Source organism: Actinoallomurus sp. NBC_01490, assembly GCF_036227085.1.
GTDB lineage: Bacteria > Actinomycetota > Actinomycetes > Streptosporangiales > Streptosporangiaceae > Actinoallomurus > Actinoallomurus oryzae.
In genome coordinates, this window is sequence record NZ_CP109433.1 from 7238247 (window position 1) to 7254590 (window position 16344).

10 protein-coding genes are annotated in these 16344 nt (G+C 71.9%); 8 read left to right on the top strand and 2 right to left on the bottom strand.

Annotated features, from left to right (window positions below):
- Positions 1-41: 41 nt before the first annotated feature.
- Complete coding sequence (locus OG417_RS33655; RefSeq protein WP_329237222.1) at positions 42-809, bottom strand: FadR/GntR family transcriptional regulator; 768 nt, start codon at positions 807-809, stop codon at positions 42-44.
- A gap of 142 nt (positions 810-951) precedes the next feature.
- Here OG417_RS33655 and OG417_RS33660 point away from each other — a divergent pair, with 142 nt between their 5' ends.
- From OG417_RS33660 to OG417_RS33690, 7 genes are read left to right on the top strand one after another with little or no spacing between them, the layout of a single operon-like run.
- Positions 952-2559 (top strand): ABC transporter substrate-binding protein, encoded by a 1608-nt coding sequence (locus OG417_RS33660; RefSeq protein ID WP_329237225.1) that lies wholly within the window; start codon positions 952-954, stop codon positions 2557-2559.
- A gap of 43 nt (positions 2560-2602) precedes the next feature.
- Positions 2603-3562, top strand: a complete 960-nt coding sequence (locus OG417_RS33665; RefSeq protein WP_329237228.1) for an ABC transporter permease — start codon at positions 2603-2605, stop codon at positions 3560-3562.
- Positions 3562-5541 carry a dipeptide/oligopeptide/nickel ABC transporter permease/ATP-binding protein gene (locus OG417_RS33670; RefSeq protein ID WP_329237231.1) on the top strand — a complete coding sequence of 660 codons (1980 nt, stop codon included), beginning with the start codon at positions 3562-3564 and terminating at the stop codon, positions 5539-5541. Before OG417_RS33665 ends, OG417_RS33670 begins: the two co-directional genes overlap by 1 nt.
- On the top strand, positions 5538-6557 hold the full coding sequence (locus tag OG417_RS33675; protein ID WP_329237234.1) for an ABC transporter ATP-binding protein: 1020 nt from the start codon (positions 5538-5540) through the stop codon (positions 6555-6557). Before OG417_RS33670 ends, OG417_RS33675 begins: the two co-directional genes overlap by 4 nt.
- Positions 6558-6614: 57 nt before the next feature.
- Positions 6615-7544 (top strand): dihydrodipicolinate synthase family protein, encoded by a 930-nt coding sequence (locus tag OG417_RS33680; RefSeq protein ID WP_329237239.1) that lies wholly within the window; start codon positions 6615-6617, stop codon positions 7542-7544.
- 12 nt (positions 7545-7556) lie between these two features.
- On the top strand, positions 7557-9359 hold the full coding sequence (locus tag OG417_RS33685; protein ID WP_329237241.1) for a sialidase family protein: 1803 nt from the start codon (positions 7557-7559) through the stop codon (positions 9357-9359).
- Between the two features lie 53 nt (positions 9360-9412).
- Positions 9413-11449, top strand: coding sequence for a beta-galactosidase (locus tag OG417_RS33690; RefSeq protein ID WP_329237243.1), 2037 nt, complete (start codon positions 9413-9415; stop codon positions 11447-11449).
- 5 nt (positions 11450-11454) lie between these two features.
- On the opposite strand, the gene OG417_RS33695 is transcribed toward OG417_RS33690, so the two are convergent.
- Positions 11455-12642, bottom strand: coding sequence for an ROK family transcriptional regulator (locus OG417_RS33695; RefSeq protein WP_329237245.1), 1188 nt, complete (start codon positions 12640-12642; stop codon positions 11455-11457).
- Between the two features lie 186 nt (positions 12643-12828).
- Here OG417_RS33695 and OG417_RS33700 point away from each other — a divergent pair, with 186 nt between their 5' ends.
- Positions 12829-16302, top strand: coding sequence for an alpha-N-acetylglucosaminidase TIM-barrel domain-containing protein (locus OG417_RS33700; protein WP_329237248.1), 3474 nt, complete (start codon positions 12829-12831; stop codon positions 16300-16302).
- The last annotated feature ends 42 nt before the right edge of the window (positions 16303-16344 follow it).

Below are 16344 nucleotides of genomic sequence, written 5' to 3' on the forward strand. Positions count from 1 at the left end.
GGACGGCGGCGTCCCGGGCCCGGTGTGCATGCCGGAGGGGCTCAGCCGCTGCGCAGGCGGGCGAGCCGGGTGCGGATGCCGGCGAAGTGCGCGCTCATCGCCGCCGCGACGGCCTCCCGGTCTTGGGCGATCACCGCTTCGTAGATGTCGCGGTGCTTGCGCGCGACCTGCTCCGGAGCCTCGTCGGGGGTGCCCAGCTCGTCGCTGAGCTGGTAGTAGACCTGCCAGAACGCGCCCAGAAGCCGGCCGACGAGCGGATTGCCGAGCGGCCGGTAGAGCAGGTCGTGGAAGAGCCGGTCGGTCTCGGGCTTGACCGCGCCGACGAGCGACTCCTCCTCCATGCGCTCGATCACCTCGCGGGCCGGGGACAGCATCCCGGCGAGGTCGGCGCCGCCGTGCCGGTCGATCAGGCGCCACGCGAGCCCGTTCTCCAGGATCTCGCGGATCTCGGTGAGGTGGGCCAGGTGGTTCGACTCGTCCTGCGGGGAGATCCGGCTGTGGAAGGCCAGCTCGTCGACCAGGCCGTTCAGCGACATCTCACCGACGAACATGCCGAAGCCGTGGCGGATGTCGACGATGCCGACGGCCTGCAGGGCCTTGAGCGCCTCGCGGATGGAGTTGCGCCCGATGTCCAGCTCCTGCATGAGCTCGGACTCGGTCGGCAACGGGTCGCCGGCGGCCAGTCCTCGCCGAACGATGATCTCTTTGACCGCCTCCTGGACCTCGATCGCGCGGCTGAGCCTGCGGCTTCGCGAAGGAGCCGGCCCGCCGGGCTCGGGGAGGTGACGACGACCGTCGCGCAACGTCACGGAAATCTCCTGATCATCTGCTCTTGACTTGGCACAGAACCGACTTCTACTCTCCAACGCTACAGGAGATAGGACGTGGGACGTCCCATATCTGCCCCTAAAATTTTCGCCGCCTTCCTGACCGCCCACCCCGGGAGACACCGTGAGCGCCCCTCGACCCGCCTTCAGCCGCCGCGACTTCCTGCGTTACAGCGGGACGTTGAGCGCCGCGGCCGCCATCTCCACGACGATCTCCGCGTGCGGCGGCCCCGCCTCGACCGGTTCGGCCGGTTCCGGCGGCAACAAGGACCTCGTCACCGTGGTCATCGGCTACGGCAACGACCAGTCCTGGGACCCGAGCATGACGGCCTCGGCCTTCACGATGGCCGCCAACAACCACATCTACGAGGGCCTGGTCGACACCGACCCGATCACCCGCGCGCCGTACGCGGCACTCGCCACCGCCCTGCCGGCCGACACGTCGGCGACGTCGTGGAAGTTCGCGCTGCGTCAGGGCGCGACGTGGCACGACGGTAAGCCGGTCACCGTGGAGGACGTCCTGTTCTCCTTCGACCGCGTCATGGACCCCTCGACGCTGGCGTCCTCGTTCTTCACGAGCTGGCTGAAAGAGGTCCGCAAGGTCGACGACACCACCGTCGAGCTGGTCTTCAAGTTCCCGTTCCCGGACGCGCTGCCCCGCCTGACCATCGCCAAGATCATGCCGAAGCACGTGTTCGGCGCGCCGGGCGGCTGGGACGCGGCCAAGAACGGCAAGGCCGTGGGCTCGGGGCCGTACAAGATGACCGCGCACAACCCCAAGTCCAACACCGAGTTCGAGGCCTACTCGGGCTACAACGGCCCGCGCAAGCCCGCGATCAGGAAGATGAACTGGCTGTCCATCGTGGACGCCTCGGCCCGCGTGGCGAAGATCTCCGGTGGCAGCGCGGAGGCGCAGATCGCCGACAACGTGCCGTACGCCAACATCGACCAGCTGCGCAAGCAGGGGCTGACGGTCGAGGGCGGCAAGGGCATGAACCACATGTTCCTGATGTTCAACACCGCCCAGAAGCCGTTCGACGACGTACGCGTGCGCCAGGCGCTGTTCTACGCGATCGACACCAAGAAGATGATCGACGTGGCGCTGAAGGGACACGGCACCCCGGCGAGCAGCTTCCTCAACCAGCAGAACCCGGCGTACGCCCGGGCCAAGACGGTCTACGACTACAACCCGGACAAGGCCAAGTCGCTGCTCGCCGCCGCGGGAGTCAAGAACCTGTCGGTCACCCTGATGGCGGTCAACGTGAGCTGGATCAGCGACTGCCTGCCGACGATCGCCAACTCCTGGAACGCGATCGGCGTGAAGACCTCGCTCCAGCCCCAGGACACCAGCGCGCTGTTCACCAAGATGGACCAGTCGCAGTCGTACCAGGTGGTCGCGGCGGCCTCGAACCCCAACCAGTTCGGCCTCGACGCCGACCTGATCCTCCGGTACAACTTCACGTCCGGCGGCACCTGGATGAAGTACACGAAGTGGGACAAGAGCTCTGACGCCAAGGCGCTCTTCGCGCTGATGGACAAGGCAACCCGTGAGCCGGACAAGCAGAAGAAGCTGGCGCTCACGCACCAGTACATCGACGTCATCGCCGAGCAGGCGGTGCTCTATCCGGTCGTGCACACCGAGCTGATGACCGCCTGGGATCCCAAGAAGCTCACCGGTGTGCGTGCCCAGGCCTACCCCGGGGTCACCCTCCTGCAGGCGAAACGCATCTGATCGTCCGCCGCCGCACCCCGACCCGACCCCCCAGGAGGCACCCGTGGCAGTGATCGCCAGAATGCTGGTGCGCCGCGTCCTCATCCTGATTCCCCTGTTGCTGGGCGTCGTTCTGTTCGTCTTCATCATCATGCGGTTCTCCGACAACAAACCGGAGTACGCGTATTTTGAGGGCGCCAATCCCACCCCGGCGCAGATTCACCAGTTCCAGGTGGACAACGGCCTGCTCGATCCGCTGCCGGTGCGGTATGTGCGCTTCGTCGGCCAGCTGGTCCGCGGCGACATGGGGACGAGCGCGCTCACCAAGGCGCCGGTGCGCAGCTCGATCGCGACCGCGATGCCGCTGACGCTGCAACTGACGCTCTTCGGCGTGGTGATCGCGATCGTGCTGGCCCTGATATTCGGTGTCGTCGCGGCGATATTCCGGGACCGATGGCCGGACCAGCTGATCCGGCTCGTCTCGCTGATCGGCGTCGCCTCGCCGGCGTTCTGGCTGGCGCTGCTGATGATCCAGTACCTGGCGGTCGACCGCGGCTGGTTCCCGACCAGCGGATACATCAATCCGGCGGACTCGGTCAGCGGCTGGCTGCGGTCGCTGACCCTGCCGGCGCTGGCGCTGTCGCTGCCCGTCGCGGCCTACCTCACCCGGATCATCCGCACGTCGATGGTGGAAGAGCTCGACAAGGACTACGTGCGGACCGCGATCGGCAGCGGCCTGCCGCCGATCGTGGTGGTGGGCCGCAACGTGCTGCGCAACGCCCTGATCAACCCGCTGACCGTGCTCGGTCTGCGGGTCGGCTACCTGCTCGGCGGCGCGGTCGTGATCGAGACCATCTTCGCGCTGCCCGGCATGGGCCAGCTCATGATCACGGCGGTGCGCAACGGCGACCCCGCGGTCGTCCAGGGCGTCGTGCTGACGATCGCGACCGGCTTCGTCGTGGTCAACCTCATCATCGACATCCTCTATCTCCTGGTGAACCCCCGACTGAGGAGCGCCGGCTGATGCGCAGCGGACTGGCCAGAAGACTGTCGCGAGCGGGCATCGGCTTCCGCCGGCTGGGCCCCGCCTCGTGGGTCGCCCTGGGCGTGGTGGTCGTCATCGTCATCGCCGCGGTCTTCGCCCCGGTGCTGGCGCCGCACTCGCCGTACGTCCAGGAGGTCTCGGGCGGCGGCCCGAGCGCCTCGCACTGGATGGGCCTGGACAGCGCCAACCGCGACATCTTCTCGCGGTTGCTGTACGGCGCGCGCTGGTCGCTGGTGATCGGGCTCGGGGCCACCGCGATCGCGCTGGTGTGCGGGGCGCTGATCGGCGCCGTCGCCGCGACCTCCCGCCGGTCCGTCGACGAGGCGATCATGCGCGCGCTCGACGTCATCATGGCGTTCCCGGGCATCGCGCTCGCCGCCGTACTGGTCGCGGTCTTCGGCGGAAGCATCCCGGTGCTGGTGCTGGCCATCGCCTTCCTCTACATGCCGTCGGTGGCGCGGGTGGTGCGGGCGAACGTCCTCGCCCAGTACGGCGAGGACTACGTCGCGGCCGAACGCGTCATCGGCGCCCGCGCGCCGCACATCCTGCTCCGGCACGTCGCGATCAACTGCGCGGCCCCGGTGCTGGTGTTCTGCACGGTGATGGTGGCCGACACGATCGTCTTCGAGGCGTCCCTGTCGTTCATCGGCGCGGGCGTGCGCCCGCCCGACCCCTCCTGGGGCAGCGTCATCGCCGACGGCCGGAACATGGTGCTGCTCGGCGGGTGGTGGGCCACCGTCTTCCCCGGCCTGCTGATCCTCCTCACGGTGCTCGCGCTGAACGTCCTGGCCGAGGGTGTCTCCGACGCCTGGGCGGCGCCGGCCGAGCGGCGTTCCGACTCCCCGGGCGCGCCGGCGCACCGGTCGCCGGCCGCCGCGCCGGCGGCCGAGCAGGCCGAGCAGGCGGCGCTGACCGGCCTGGCCGAGGCCGCGCGCCGCCTGGCCCGGCGGGCCCGTCCGCTGCCGGAGGGCCGGCCGGTCCTCAGCGTGGAGAACCTGACCATCGGCTTCGAGAAGCGCCACAACGGCGTGAACGTCGTCGACGGCATCGGCTTCGACGTCCGGCCGGGCGAGGTGCTCGGGCTGGTCGGCGAGTCCGGGTGCGGCAAGTCGCTGACCGCGTTGACGATCATGGGCCTGGAGCCGGCCGGCGCCCGCGTCGGCGGCCAGATCCGCTTCGACGGCAAGGACCTGCTGGAGCTGTCCCGGTCGGCGCGGCGACGGCTGCTCGGGCACGAGATGGCGATGATCTATCAGGACGCGCTGTCGTCGCTGAACCCCGCGATGACCATCAAGGCCCAGCTGAAGCAGGTCGTCCGGCGCGGGGGCCGGCGCAGCCCGGCGGAACTCCTGGAGCTGGTCGGGCTCGACCCCGTGCGCACGCTCTCGTCCTATCCGCACGAGCTGTCCGGCGGCCAGCGGCAGCGGGTGCTCATCGCGATGGCCCTCTCCCGCGACCCCAAGCTGATCATCGCCGACGAGCCCACGACGGCACTCGACGTCACCGTCCAGGCGCAGGTCATCGAGCTGCTGCTGCGCCTGCGGGCGGAACTGGACTTCGCGCTCATCCTCGTCTCGCACGACCTGGCGCTGGTCTCCGACGTGACCGACCGGGTCGCGGTGATGTACGGCGGGCAGATCGTCGAGACCGGCGTGACGTCCGCCCTGGTGGGCGCGCCCGCACACCACTACGCCCGCGGGCTGCTGGGCTCGGTGCTGTCGATGGAGGCCGGCGCCGACCGCCTCGCCCAGATCCACGGTGTGGTGCCCTCCCCCGCGGACTTCCCCAGCGGCTGCCGGTTCGCCGACCGGTGCCCCGCCGCCACCGAGGTGTGCCGTACGGAGACGCCGCGCCTCACGGGCGCGGACGACCGGCACTCGGTGGCCTGCCACCACCCCGCGGCCGACGTCTCGGCCTCCCTGTCCGCCTCCGCTTCCCCGACGAAGGAGGGCTCATGACGCAGCCAGGCGAGGCGCTCGTCGAGCTGACCGACGTCCACGTCGTGCACAAGGCGCGCTCGGGCGGCCTGTTCACGCGGGACCGTGTGTACGCGCTGACCGGCGCGGGCCTGACCGTCGCGCCCGGCGAGACCGTCGGCATCGTCGGCGAGTCGGGCTGTGGCAAGTCCACGCTGGCCAGAGTCGTCATCGGGCTCCAGCGGCCGACCGCGGGAACGGTGTCCTTCGAGGGACGCGACGTCTGGTCGATGCCGGGCGCCGAGCGCCGGAGCGCGATCGGGTCGAGCATCGGCATGATCTTCCAGGACCCGGCCACGGCGCTGAACCGCAGGCTGCCGGTCCGCCAGGTGCTCCGCGACCCGCTCGACGTCCACCGCGTCGGCACCCCCGAGGAGCGCGACGAGCGGGTCCGCGAGCTGCTCGACCTCGTCGGGCTGCCCCCGGGCGCGGCGGACCTGCTGCCCGGCCAGATGTCCGGCGGGCAGCGGCAGCGGGTGGCGATCGCCCGCGCGCTGGCGCTGCGGCCCCGGCTGCTGGTCGCCGACGAGCCGACCAGCGCGCTCGACGTGTCGGTCCGCGCGCAGATCCTCAACCTGCTGGGCGACCTGAAGGAGCGGTTCGGCCTGGCCATGGTGTTCGTCTCCCACGACATCCAGACGGTACGGCGGATGAGCGACCGGGTCGTGACGATGTACCTCGGGCGGATCGTGGAGCAGGCCCCGGCCGCCGCGGTGCCCGGCGCGGCCCGCCACCCGTACACCCGGGCGCTGTTCTCCGCCACGCCCGGCCTGCTGTCCCCGATCGACCCGATCCCACTCGTGGGTCCGGTCCCGTCCGCGACCCGGCCGCCGAGCGGCTGTCCCTTCCGCACCCGCTGCTGGAAGGCCGACGACGTCTGCGCCGCCGAGATGCCGGCCGCGGAGCAGGACGGGGACGGCGTCTTCCGCTGCCACCACCCGGTGCGCTCCGGTGCCACCGACCGCGAACTGATCAGCCAAGCGAACGAACGTGCCTGAGCCTCGCGTAAGGCGACACGCACAGCACCTCGGCCTCCGGCCGTCGAAGGAGAATCCATGACCCACGCCGCCCCGTTGTCCGGCGTCATCCCCCCGGTGTGCACCCCTCTCACCCCGGACCGCGAGGTCGACACCGCCTCGCTGATGCGGCTGGTGGACCACCTGCTGGAGGGCGGGGTGGACGGACTGTTCGTCCTCGGCTCCACCTCGGAGGTCGCGTTCCTGCCCGACGGACACCGCCGCACCGTGCTGGACACCGTGCTCGGCCACGTCGCGGGGCAGGTGCCGGTGCTCTCGGGCGTCATCGACATGACCGCGCCCCGGGTGGTCGACCACGTGCGCGTGGCGGTCAAGGCCGGCGCGGACGGCATCGTGGCCACCGCCCCGTTCTACGCGCGCACCCATCCGGCCGAGATCGCGATCCACTTCCGCACCATCGCGGCGCACGCGGGCATCCCGGTGTACGCCTACGACCTGCCGATCTCGGTGCACAGCAAGCTGACCGCCGACCTGCTGCTGGAACTCGCCGCCGAGGGCGTGCTCGCCGGCCTGAAGGACTCCAGCGGCGATGAGGCCGGGCTGCGCGAGGTGATCCTGCGCCGCCGCGACCGCGACCTGGCGTCGTTCGCGGTGATGACCGGCTCGGAGCTGACCGTCGACTCCGCGCTGTGGATGGGCGCGGACGGCGTGGTCCCCGGCCTCGGCAACGTCGACCCGCACGGCTACGTACGGCTCTACCAGGCCGCCTCGCGCGGCGACTGGGAGGCCGCGCGGGCCGAGCAGGAGCGCCTGTTCCGGCTGTTCCCTCTCGTGCACGTCGGGGGCCCGCACATGGGCCGGAGCTCCTCGGCCCTGGGAGCGTTCAAGGCCGCGCTGTTCCTTCGCGGCGTCATCGACCACCCGACCACGGCGCTGCCGCAGATCCCGCTCGACGCGGACGACATCGCCCGCGTCAAGGACTTCCTCTCCGAAGCCGCCCTCATCTGACCGGAGGACACCGTGGCCCATCTCAGATCCCCCCGCCGTACGGCGGCCGTGGGGCTCCTCGCCGCCGCGCTGCCGCTGGCGACCGCCGGAGCCGCGTCCGCCAGGACCGCCCCGGAGTTCACCCAGCAGGTCATCTTCGCCCAGCACACCGACGGCTACTCCTGCTTCCGCATCCCCGCGATCGTCCGCGCGAACGACGGCACCCTGCTCGCCTTCGCCGAAGGTCGCGTCAACGGCTGCGGCGACGCCGGCGACATCGACCTGGTGCTCAAGCGCTCCACCGACGGCGGCCGCACCTGGGGCCCCCTCCAGGTCGTGCTGCCCGGCAACGGCGACACCCGCGGCAACCCGGCCCCGGTCGTGGACCGGCGGACCGGGCGCATCGTCCTCATGACGACCTGGAACCCCGGCGACGACGACACCATCCGGCACCCGTTCGTACAGACCAGCGACGACGACGGCGCGACCTGGTCCGCGGCGCGCGACCTCACCGGTGAGCTGGTCAGGCCGGAGTGGAACTCCTGGTACGCCACCGGCCCCGGCCACGCGATCCAGCTCCAGCACGGGCCGCACAAGGGACGCCTCATCGTCCCGGCCAACCACGAGGGCGACGGCGGGGCGCTCAAGGGCGGCCCGCAGGGCGGCCACCTCGACTACAGCGACGACGGCGGCCTCACCTGGAAGATCGGCGCCGACGACACCCGTACGACCAACGACGTCAGCCCCGGGGAGCTCAGCGCCACCGAGCTGGCCGACGGGCGGATCTACGTCAACGCACGCGACAACACCGGCACCGACCCCGGCAACCGCAACACCGCCACGAGCAGCGACGGCGGGCTGACCTTCGACGCGCCGTTCCGCACCCTGCCCAAGGTCGACGCGCCCAAGGTGCAGGGCTCGGTGCTGCGCGCCGGCAAGAAGATCTACCTGTCCGTCCCGGACCACCCGGTAACCCGCGAGGTCATGGCGGTCCGTACCTCCTCCGACAACGGCAAGAACTTCCAGAAGCTCGGCAAGGTCATCAACTGGGGCCCCTCCGCCTACTCCGACCTCGTCGACCTGGGAGGCGACCGACTCGGCCTCCTCTACGAGGCCGGGCAGGCCGGACCGTACGAGGAGATCCGCTGGGCCCGGTTCAACACCGCCTACCTCGCCACTCCCAACGGCACTCCCCCAGGCCTGCCCAAGCCACCCGCGCCCGGCCCGACGACGCCCGATGAGTCCGGACACGACAACGACGGGTACGTCCGCGGCGCGATGACCTCACCGAGTGAGTTCGACGGCGTCGACGACTACGTCCAGGTGCCCTGGAACAACTCCCTCGACCTCGGCGACGGCGACTTCACCTGGTCGGTCCGGATCCGTTACGGCGACACCGCCGGCACCCACGCGATCCTGTGGGCCTACCGCGTCGGCAGCGGCGCGCCGGAGATCTGGCTGCGGGCGGAGCCGGCGAGCAAGCGCATCCGCGGGTTCATCCAGACCGACCAGGGCAGCGTCACGGTCGACACGAGCCAGGCCTACAACGACGGCCAGTGGCACGACGTCGTCCTGCGCCGGGCCGGCGGGAGGCTCACTCTCAGCGTCGACGGCCAGGCCACCTCGGTGGCCGACCCCGGTGGATCGGTGACCCTCGGCAAGCAGTTCACCATCGACGGCATCGACGTCGGGCAGCGCCTCGACGGGGTGCAGCGCTTCCACGGCTCCATCACCGACGTCCGGGTCTTCGCCGGCGCCGTCCCCGACGACCAGGTCGCCACCACCCACCGCGGCCTGCGGCTGTCGTTGCCGCTCGACCAGATCGAGGCCCAGTGAGTGAGCGCGGCGAACGAATCGACGAACACGCAGTCTCACCTCCGCGAGGGCCCATGAACCGTATCGATGCGCTGCGGGAGCGGGTCGGCATCGCCTACGGCGGCGACTACAACCCCGAGCAGTGGCCGGAGGAGGTGCAGGAGGAGGACCTGCGGCTGATGAAGGAGGCCGGGGTCTCCCTCGTCAGCGTCGGCATCTTCTCCTGGGCCTCGGTCGAGCCACGTCCCGGGGAGTACGACTTCGGCTGGCTCGACCGTGTCATGGACCGGCTGGCCGGGGGCGGCGTCGCCGCGTGCCTGGCGACCATGACGGCCTCGCCCCCGCCCTGGCTCACCACGCGCCATCCCGAGATGCTCACCGTACGGGCGGACGGGTCGACCATCTCGCCGGGCGGGCGGCAGCACTACTGCCCCTCCAGCCCGGTCTACCGCGAGCACGCCGTACGCCTGGCCGAGCGGGTCGCCGCCCGGTACGCCGGCCATCCCGCGCTGGCGCTCTGGCACGTGAACAACGAGTACGGCAACGTCATCCCGTGCCACTGCGACGTGTCCGCGGCGGCGTTCCGGCGCTGGCTGGCGGACCGGTACGGCTCCGTCGAGGGACTGAACGACGCGTGGTCGACGCGGTTCTGGGCGCAGGGGTACTCCTCGTTCGAGGAGGTGCTGCCGCCGCGCTCGCCCGCGCCGTTCGCCAATCCGGCGCACGCCCTGGACTACGCGCGGTTCACCTCCGACGAGCTGCTGGCCTGCTACCTCGCGGAGAAGGAGGTCCTGCGCCGCGTCACGCCGGACGTGCCGGTGACCACCAACTTCCCGCCGTCGCTGCGGCCGGTCGACCAGTGGGCGTGGGCGCCGCACCTGGACGTGGTCGGCTACGACGCCTACCCCGATCCGCTCGACGGCGACGCCGCGCCGAAGGTCGCCTTCTCCTACGACGTGATGCGCTCCCTGCGCGGCGGACAGCCGTGGCTGCTGATGGAGCAGGCCCCGGGCGCGGTCAACTGGCGTCCGCGCAACGCCGCCAAGCCGCGCGGGGCGATGCGCCTGTGGAGCTGGCAGGCGGTCGCGCACGGCGCGGACGCGGTGATGTTCTTCCAGTGGCGGCAGTCGCGGGGCGGCGCGGAGAAGTTCCACTCGGCGATGGTGCCGCACGGCGGGCCGTCGACCCGGCTGTTCGGCGAGGCGAGCGCGCTGGGCCGGGAGCTGGGGGCCGTCCGTGACCTGGCCGGCGCCGAGTCGCCGCGTGCGGATGTGGCGATGGTGCTGGACTGGCCGAGCTGGTGGGCGCTGGAGGGCCCGGCCCACCCGAGCACGGACGTGCGCTTCCTGGACGCCGCGTGGTCGTGCCACCGCCCGCTGTACGACGCGGGCGTGGCCTGCGACGTCGTACGCGCGGACGCCGACCTGTCGGCGTACCGCGTGGTGGTCGTGCCGAACCTCTACCTGACCTCCGACGAGGCCGCACGCGCCCTGACCCGGTACGTCGAGGAGGGCGGCACGCTGGTCATGTCGTTCTTCTCCGGCATCGTCGACCCGTACGACCGCGTTCACCTTGGCGGCTACCCGGCCCCGTTCCGCGCGATGCTGGGGCTGACCGTGGAGGAGTTCCATCCGCTGGCCGAGGACGCGTCGGTGGGCCTGACGCACGGGTCGGGCACGGTGTGGTCGGAGGAGGTACGGCTGGAGGGCGCCGAGGCGGTCGCGCACTTCACGACGGGACCGCTCGCAGGCGAACCGGCCGTGACACGACACCGCTTCGGCCGCGGCGAGGCCTGGTATCTGGCCACCCGCCCCGACCCGCGGACCATGCGCGCCCTGTTCGACCGGGTCCGCGACTCCGCCGGTGTCACTCCGGTGCTGCCCGGCCTGCCCGAGGGCGTCCAGGCGCGGGTCCGGGAGAAGGACGGGTCGCGCTGGTACGTGGTCCTCAACCACGGCGCCGAAGCGGCCGACGTCCCGCTGCCGGCTCCGATGCGCGACGAGCTGACCGGTGCCGCACCGGCCGGCTCGCTGCGCCTGGAGCCGCGCGGCGTCGCCGTGCTGCGCTCGAGCCGGCCAGAGGAGGGCGGCCCCTTGCGCGCGGCGCGCTGAGCCGGTCAGGCGGGGAGCTGGTGCCAGACCTCGTCCAGGGCCAGGCTCAGGGCGCCGGTCAGGATCGTGTCCTCGGCCAGGCCGGAGATCCCCACCTCGGGCGGGGCGAGGGTCAGGTCGGCCAGGTGCCGGGTGATGGCCGTGAGCAGGACGGGTCCGGCGCGGGCGACCCCACCGCCGATCACGACCGCGTCGGGGGCCAGCACCAGCACGGCCGGTGCGATGGCGTGGGCGAAGGTCCGGGCGACGTCGTCCACGACCCGCTCGGCCACCGCGTCGCCGGCGGCTGCCGCGGCGAAGACGGCGGCGGCGTCGACCGGGCCGTCGCGCAGGACCGATCCGGGATGCGTACGGGCGGCGCGGCGGGCCTGTTCGGCGATGGCCTCGGCGCCGATGGCGCGTTCGAGGGGGCCCCTGCCGTCATCGGTGTCGGGGACGCGGCCGGGCGGCCGGATGAAGCCGATCTCGCCCGCGGACCCGGTGCCCCGGTGGAGGCGTCCGTCGATCACGACGCCGGCGCCCAGCCGCTCGCCCCACTGGACGGCCAGCAGCGTGCCGGCCTCGACGCGTTCCCTCGCGACAGCCAGGGCGGCGAGGTTGGCGTCGTTCTCCACCCGCACCGGGCAGCGGAACCGGTCGCGGAGGTGATCGGAGAGGTTCACCGAGGTCCAGCCCGGCACGCTGGGCGCCAGGAGGATCCGGCCGGAGCCGGGGTCGACGATTCCGGGGGTGGCGACGACCACCGCGGCGATCTCGTCCGCGGCGAGGCCGGCGTCCTCCAGGGCGCGCGCGATGACCGCGTCGACGACGGTGAGAAGGCGGCTGGCCCTGTTGTGGTCGACCGATCGGCGCACGGCGGCCAGGCGGCGGCCGGCGAGGTCGTCGATCCCCGCGGTGACGGTGTGCGGGCCGACGTCGAGGCCCAGCACGGGCGCGGCGCGGCCCCGGAGGGAGACCCGGACGGCCGGCCGGCCGCCCTTCCGCGAGGCGGCGGCCGGGTGGTCGTGCTGAACCCAGCCCGCCTCGACCAGGTCCTCCACCGCCTGGCCCACGGTGGGGCGGGTCAGCCCGGTGAGTTCGACCAGCTCGGCGAGCCGTACGGGATCGGGCGCGCACGCGCGCACCGCGCGCAGCACGGAAGCGGTGTTGAGGCGGCGCAGGACGGGCGTGCCGACCGCGCGCTCTTCTTCCATTGCTCCCCTCCGGAAGATCCGCCGGGACCTCTTGACCCAAGAGTCCCGCACGGACATTATGAGTCGGCTGGTTTTGCAAAGAGCTTAATAAACTTCCCCTCCGGTGGAGGTGCCGCCATGGTGTTGGGCCGAAGACTGGGAAGACGATCGGGCTCCAGGCGCCGATCTCGCGCACTGATCGCCGCGATGGCCGCGGTGCTGGCCGTGCCGCTGGCCGCGGCGCCACCGGCGACGGCGGCGACCGCCCGCCCGGCGGTCGCGGCACACGACACCGGACCGGCCGCCCGGGCGCTGGAGCGGATCCTCGGAAAGAGCCGGGCCCATCAGGTGACGCTGCGGACGATCGACAAGGGCACCGGCGCCGACCGGTTCCGGGTCTCCGCCGAGGGCGGGCACCTGGTGGTCGCCGGCACCTCCCCGGCCGTACAGCTCACCGGCTTCGGCTGGTACCTGCGCAAGGTCGCGCACGCCGACGTCGCGATCGGCGGGTCGCAGCTCGACCTTCCCGCGCGGCTCCCGCTGCCGTCCGCGCCGATCGAGCAGGACGCGTCGGTCGCCAACCGCTTCGCGCTCAACGACACCAACGAGGGATACGCCGGCGCGTACCTGAGCTGGCAGGAGTGGGAACGCCGCATCGACGTGCTCGCGCTGCTCGGCATCAACCAGGTGCTGGTGTACGAGGGGCAGGAGGCCGTCTACCAGCGGGCCTTCCAGCAGTTCGGGTACAGCGCCGCGGACATGCGCGCGTGGATCCCGGAGCCGGCCCACCAGTCGTGGTGGCTGCTGCAGAACATGTGCTGCACCGGCTCACCGATCTCCCAGCAGCTGATCGACCGTCGCGCCGCGCTCGCCCGGCGCATGATCGACCGGCTGCGCGAGCTGGGCATGACGCCGGTGCTGCCCGGCTACTACGGCACGGTCCCGACCGACTTCGCACAGCGGAATCCGGGGGCCAACACCGTGCCGCAGGGCACCTGGAACGGCCTGGAGCGTCCCGACTGGCTCGACCCGACCGGGCCGGAGTTCGGCAAGGTCGCGGCGGCGTTCTACCAGGCCCAGACCCAGCTGTACGGCGCCACCACGATGTACAAGATGGACCTGCTGCACGAGGGCGGCACCGCCGGGTCGGTGCCGGTGGGCCCGGCGTCGAAGGCCGTCCAGGACGCGCTCGAGGCCGCCCACCCCGGTGCGATCTGGGTGATCCTCGGCTGGCAGAGCAACCCCCGCAAGGAGACCCTCCAGGCGGTCGACCGGTCGCGGATGTTCATCGTGGACGGCCTCAGTGAGCAGCCCACCGTCACCGACCGGGACAAGGACTTCCTCGGCACGCCGTACGCCTTCGGCACGATCTGGAACTTCGGCGGCCACCAGAACTTCGGCGCCGGCCTCACCGTGTGGAACGAGAAGTTCCACGCCTGGCAGGCCAAGCCGGGCAACGCCATGAACGGCATCGCGCTGATGCCCGAGGCCATCGACAACAACCCGGCCGCGGAGGCGTTCTTCACCGAGATGGCGTGGGAGACCGCGCCGGTCGACATGGACGCCTGGTTCGCCGAGTACGCCACCGCCCGCTACGGCGCCGCCGACCCGCACGCCCTGGCGGCATGGCAGATCATCGAGCGCACGGCGTACTCCTGGCCGGCGGGCAAGGACACCCGGCACGTGACCGCCCTGTTCGACGACCAGCCGAGCCTCACCGACACCGGGACGGCGTTGCAGTACGACCCGGCCGAGTTCGAGAAGGCCCTGCGCGAACTGCTCCAGGTGGACCCGCGGCTGCGGCGCTCCGACGCGTACCGCTACGACCTGGTCGACGTCGCCCGGCAGGTGCTCGCCAACCGCAGCAGGGCGCTCCTGCCGAAGATCCTCACCGCCTACCGCGACCGCGACACCGTCGCCTTCGGACGGCTCACCGGTCAGTGGATGGCCGAGATGAAGCTGATGGACGAGGTCCTCGGCACCGACCCGAACTTCCTGCTCGGCACCTGGCAGCGGGAGGCGGCCCGCCAGGCCGCGAACGCCAAGGAGGCCGCGAGGCTCGACTACGACCTGAAGTCGCTGGTGACGCTGTGGCAGACCGAGAGCCCCGGGCTCCAGGACTACGCGCGGCGGGAGTTCAACGGCCTGGTCGGCGGCTACTACGCCAAGCGCTGGAAGATGTTCTTCGACGCGCTGTTGGACTCGCTCAGGACGGGTGAGCAGCCGAAGCCGATCGACTGGCGGGCGGTCGCCGAGAGCTGGGCGCACGCGGGCACCCGCTACGCCGCCCAGCCGCACGGCGACGCGTACCGGCTGGCCGCCCAGGTGGCCGGGGAGCCGTCCGGCACGCTGACCGTCGCCTCCGACCGGAAGGGGATCGCCCCCGGCGGCACGGTCAACGTCACCGCGACCTTGACGAACGACTCGGCGGGCACCGCTCGCGACGTGCGTCTGGCGTTGACCGCGCCGAGCGGCTACACCGTCCGCCCGGGGACCAGCCCGGGAAGCGACGTCGACTCCGGCGGGACCGCGACCGCGACCTGGACGGTGACCGCCCCGGCCGACGCCGCGGCCGGCACGCTGCCCACCCTGGACGCCACGGCCTCCTGGCGTACGTCCTCGGGCGAGTCCGGGCGGGCCACCGCGCACGCTCTCCTCATGGTCGGCGGGAGCACGATCGCGCCGCCGTACAAGACGGCCGCCTCCGCACCGGCCGAGTTCGCGCGGACCGGCGACACGATCGGCATCGCCGCCGGTGGCAGGGACGTGTGGGGCGCCACCAACGAACTCGCGACCGTCTACGAGAGCGGTGGCCTCACCTCGGGCCACGCGGTGTCCACGAAGGTGACGAAGCTGGACGGCGCGTCCCCGTACACACGCGCCGGCCTGGTCGTCAGCTACGACCTGTCCAAGACCGGGTCCGCCGGGTACGCCGACATCGCCGTCACCCCCGAGCACGGCTGCGTCTTCTCCTACGACACCGACGGCGACGGCAGGCTCGACCACGTGACCGAGGTCGGCGGGTTCACCGCCGGCGACCTCTACGTACGGCTCCGCACGGACGGCGACCGCGTGACCGGCTCGTGCAGCTCCGATGACAGGAACTGGACCGTGATCGGGTCCGGCACGGTCGCCGGCGCGTCGGCCACCCAGGACGTCGGCATGTTCGTCAGCGCGGTCAACAGCCACACGTCACAGGAGGCGATCGCGCTGTTCAGCGGCGGCATCACGGCCGCGGCGGACACCTCCCGCGACGGGTCCGGCGACGTCCTGCAGAGCCTCCACAAGCCGGTGACGGCGCTGTCCTCGGAGTCCGGCCGTCCCCCGGAGGTCGCCAACGACGGCAATCGCGCCAACTCGCCGTACTGGGGCGGCCCGATGACGTACGGGCAGACCTGGTGGCGCGTGGACCTCGGCGCCGTGAACGACGTGTCGCGCGTGAACGTCCGCAACTACGTCGACGGCACCCGCTACTACACCTACCGGCTGGAGGGCAGTGTCGACGGCACCCACTGGTTCACCCTCGGCGGCCGGAACGGCCCCGCCCCCGCCACCGACGCGGGCGACACGATGAACACCGAGGCCAGGGCCCGGTACGTCCGGGTGGTCGGCCTCGGCAACACGGCCAACGCCACCTTCCACCTCACCGAGGTCAGCGTCTACGGCACTCCGACGACCTAGCGTGCGCGGCGGGTGCCGGCCGTGGCCGCCTCTGGCGGACCG

Bases quoted from the DNA above. Each gene is read 5' to 3' on its own strand.
- OG417_RS33680 (WP_329237239.1), top strand. From the start codon at position 6,615: ATGACCCACGCCGCCCCGTTGTCCGGCGTCATCCCCCCGGTGTGCACC.
- OG417_RS33695 (WP_329237245.1), bottom strand. From the start codon at position 12,642: ATGGAAGAAGAGCGCGCGGTCGGCACGCCCGTCCTGCGCCGCCTCAAC.
- OG417_RS33670 (WP_329237231.1), top strand. From the start codon at position 3,562: ATGCGCAGCGGACTGGCCAGAAGACTGTCGCGAGCGGGCATCGGCTTC.
- OG417_RS33675 (WP_329237234.1), top strand. From the start codon at position 5,538: ATGACGCAGCCAGGCGAGGCGCTCGTCGAGCTGACCGACGTCCACGTC.
- OG417_RS33700 (WP_329237248.1), top strand. From the start codon at position 12,829: ATGGCCGCGGTGCTGGCCGTGCCGCTGGCCGCGGCGCCACCGGCGACG.
- OG417_RS33690 (WP_329237243.1), top strand. From the start codon at position 9,413: ATGAACCGTATCGATGCGCTGCGGGAGCGGGTCGGCATCGCCTACGGC.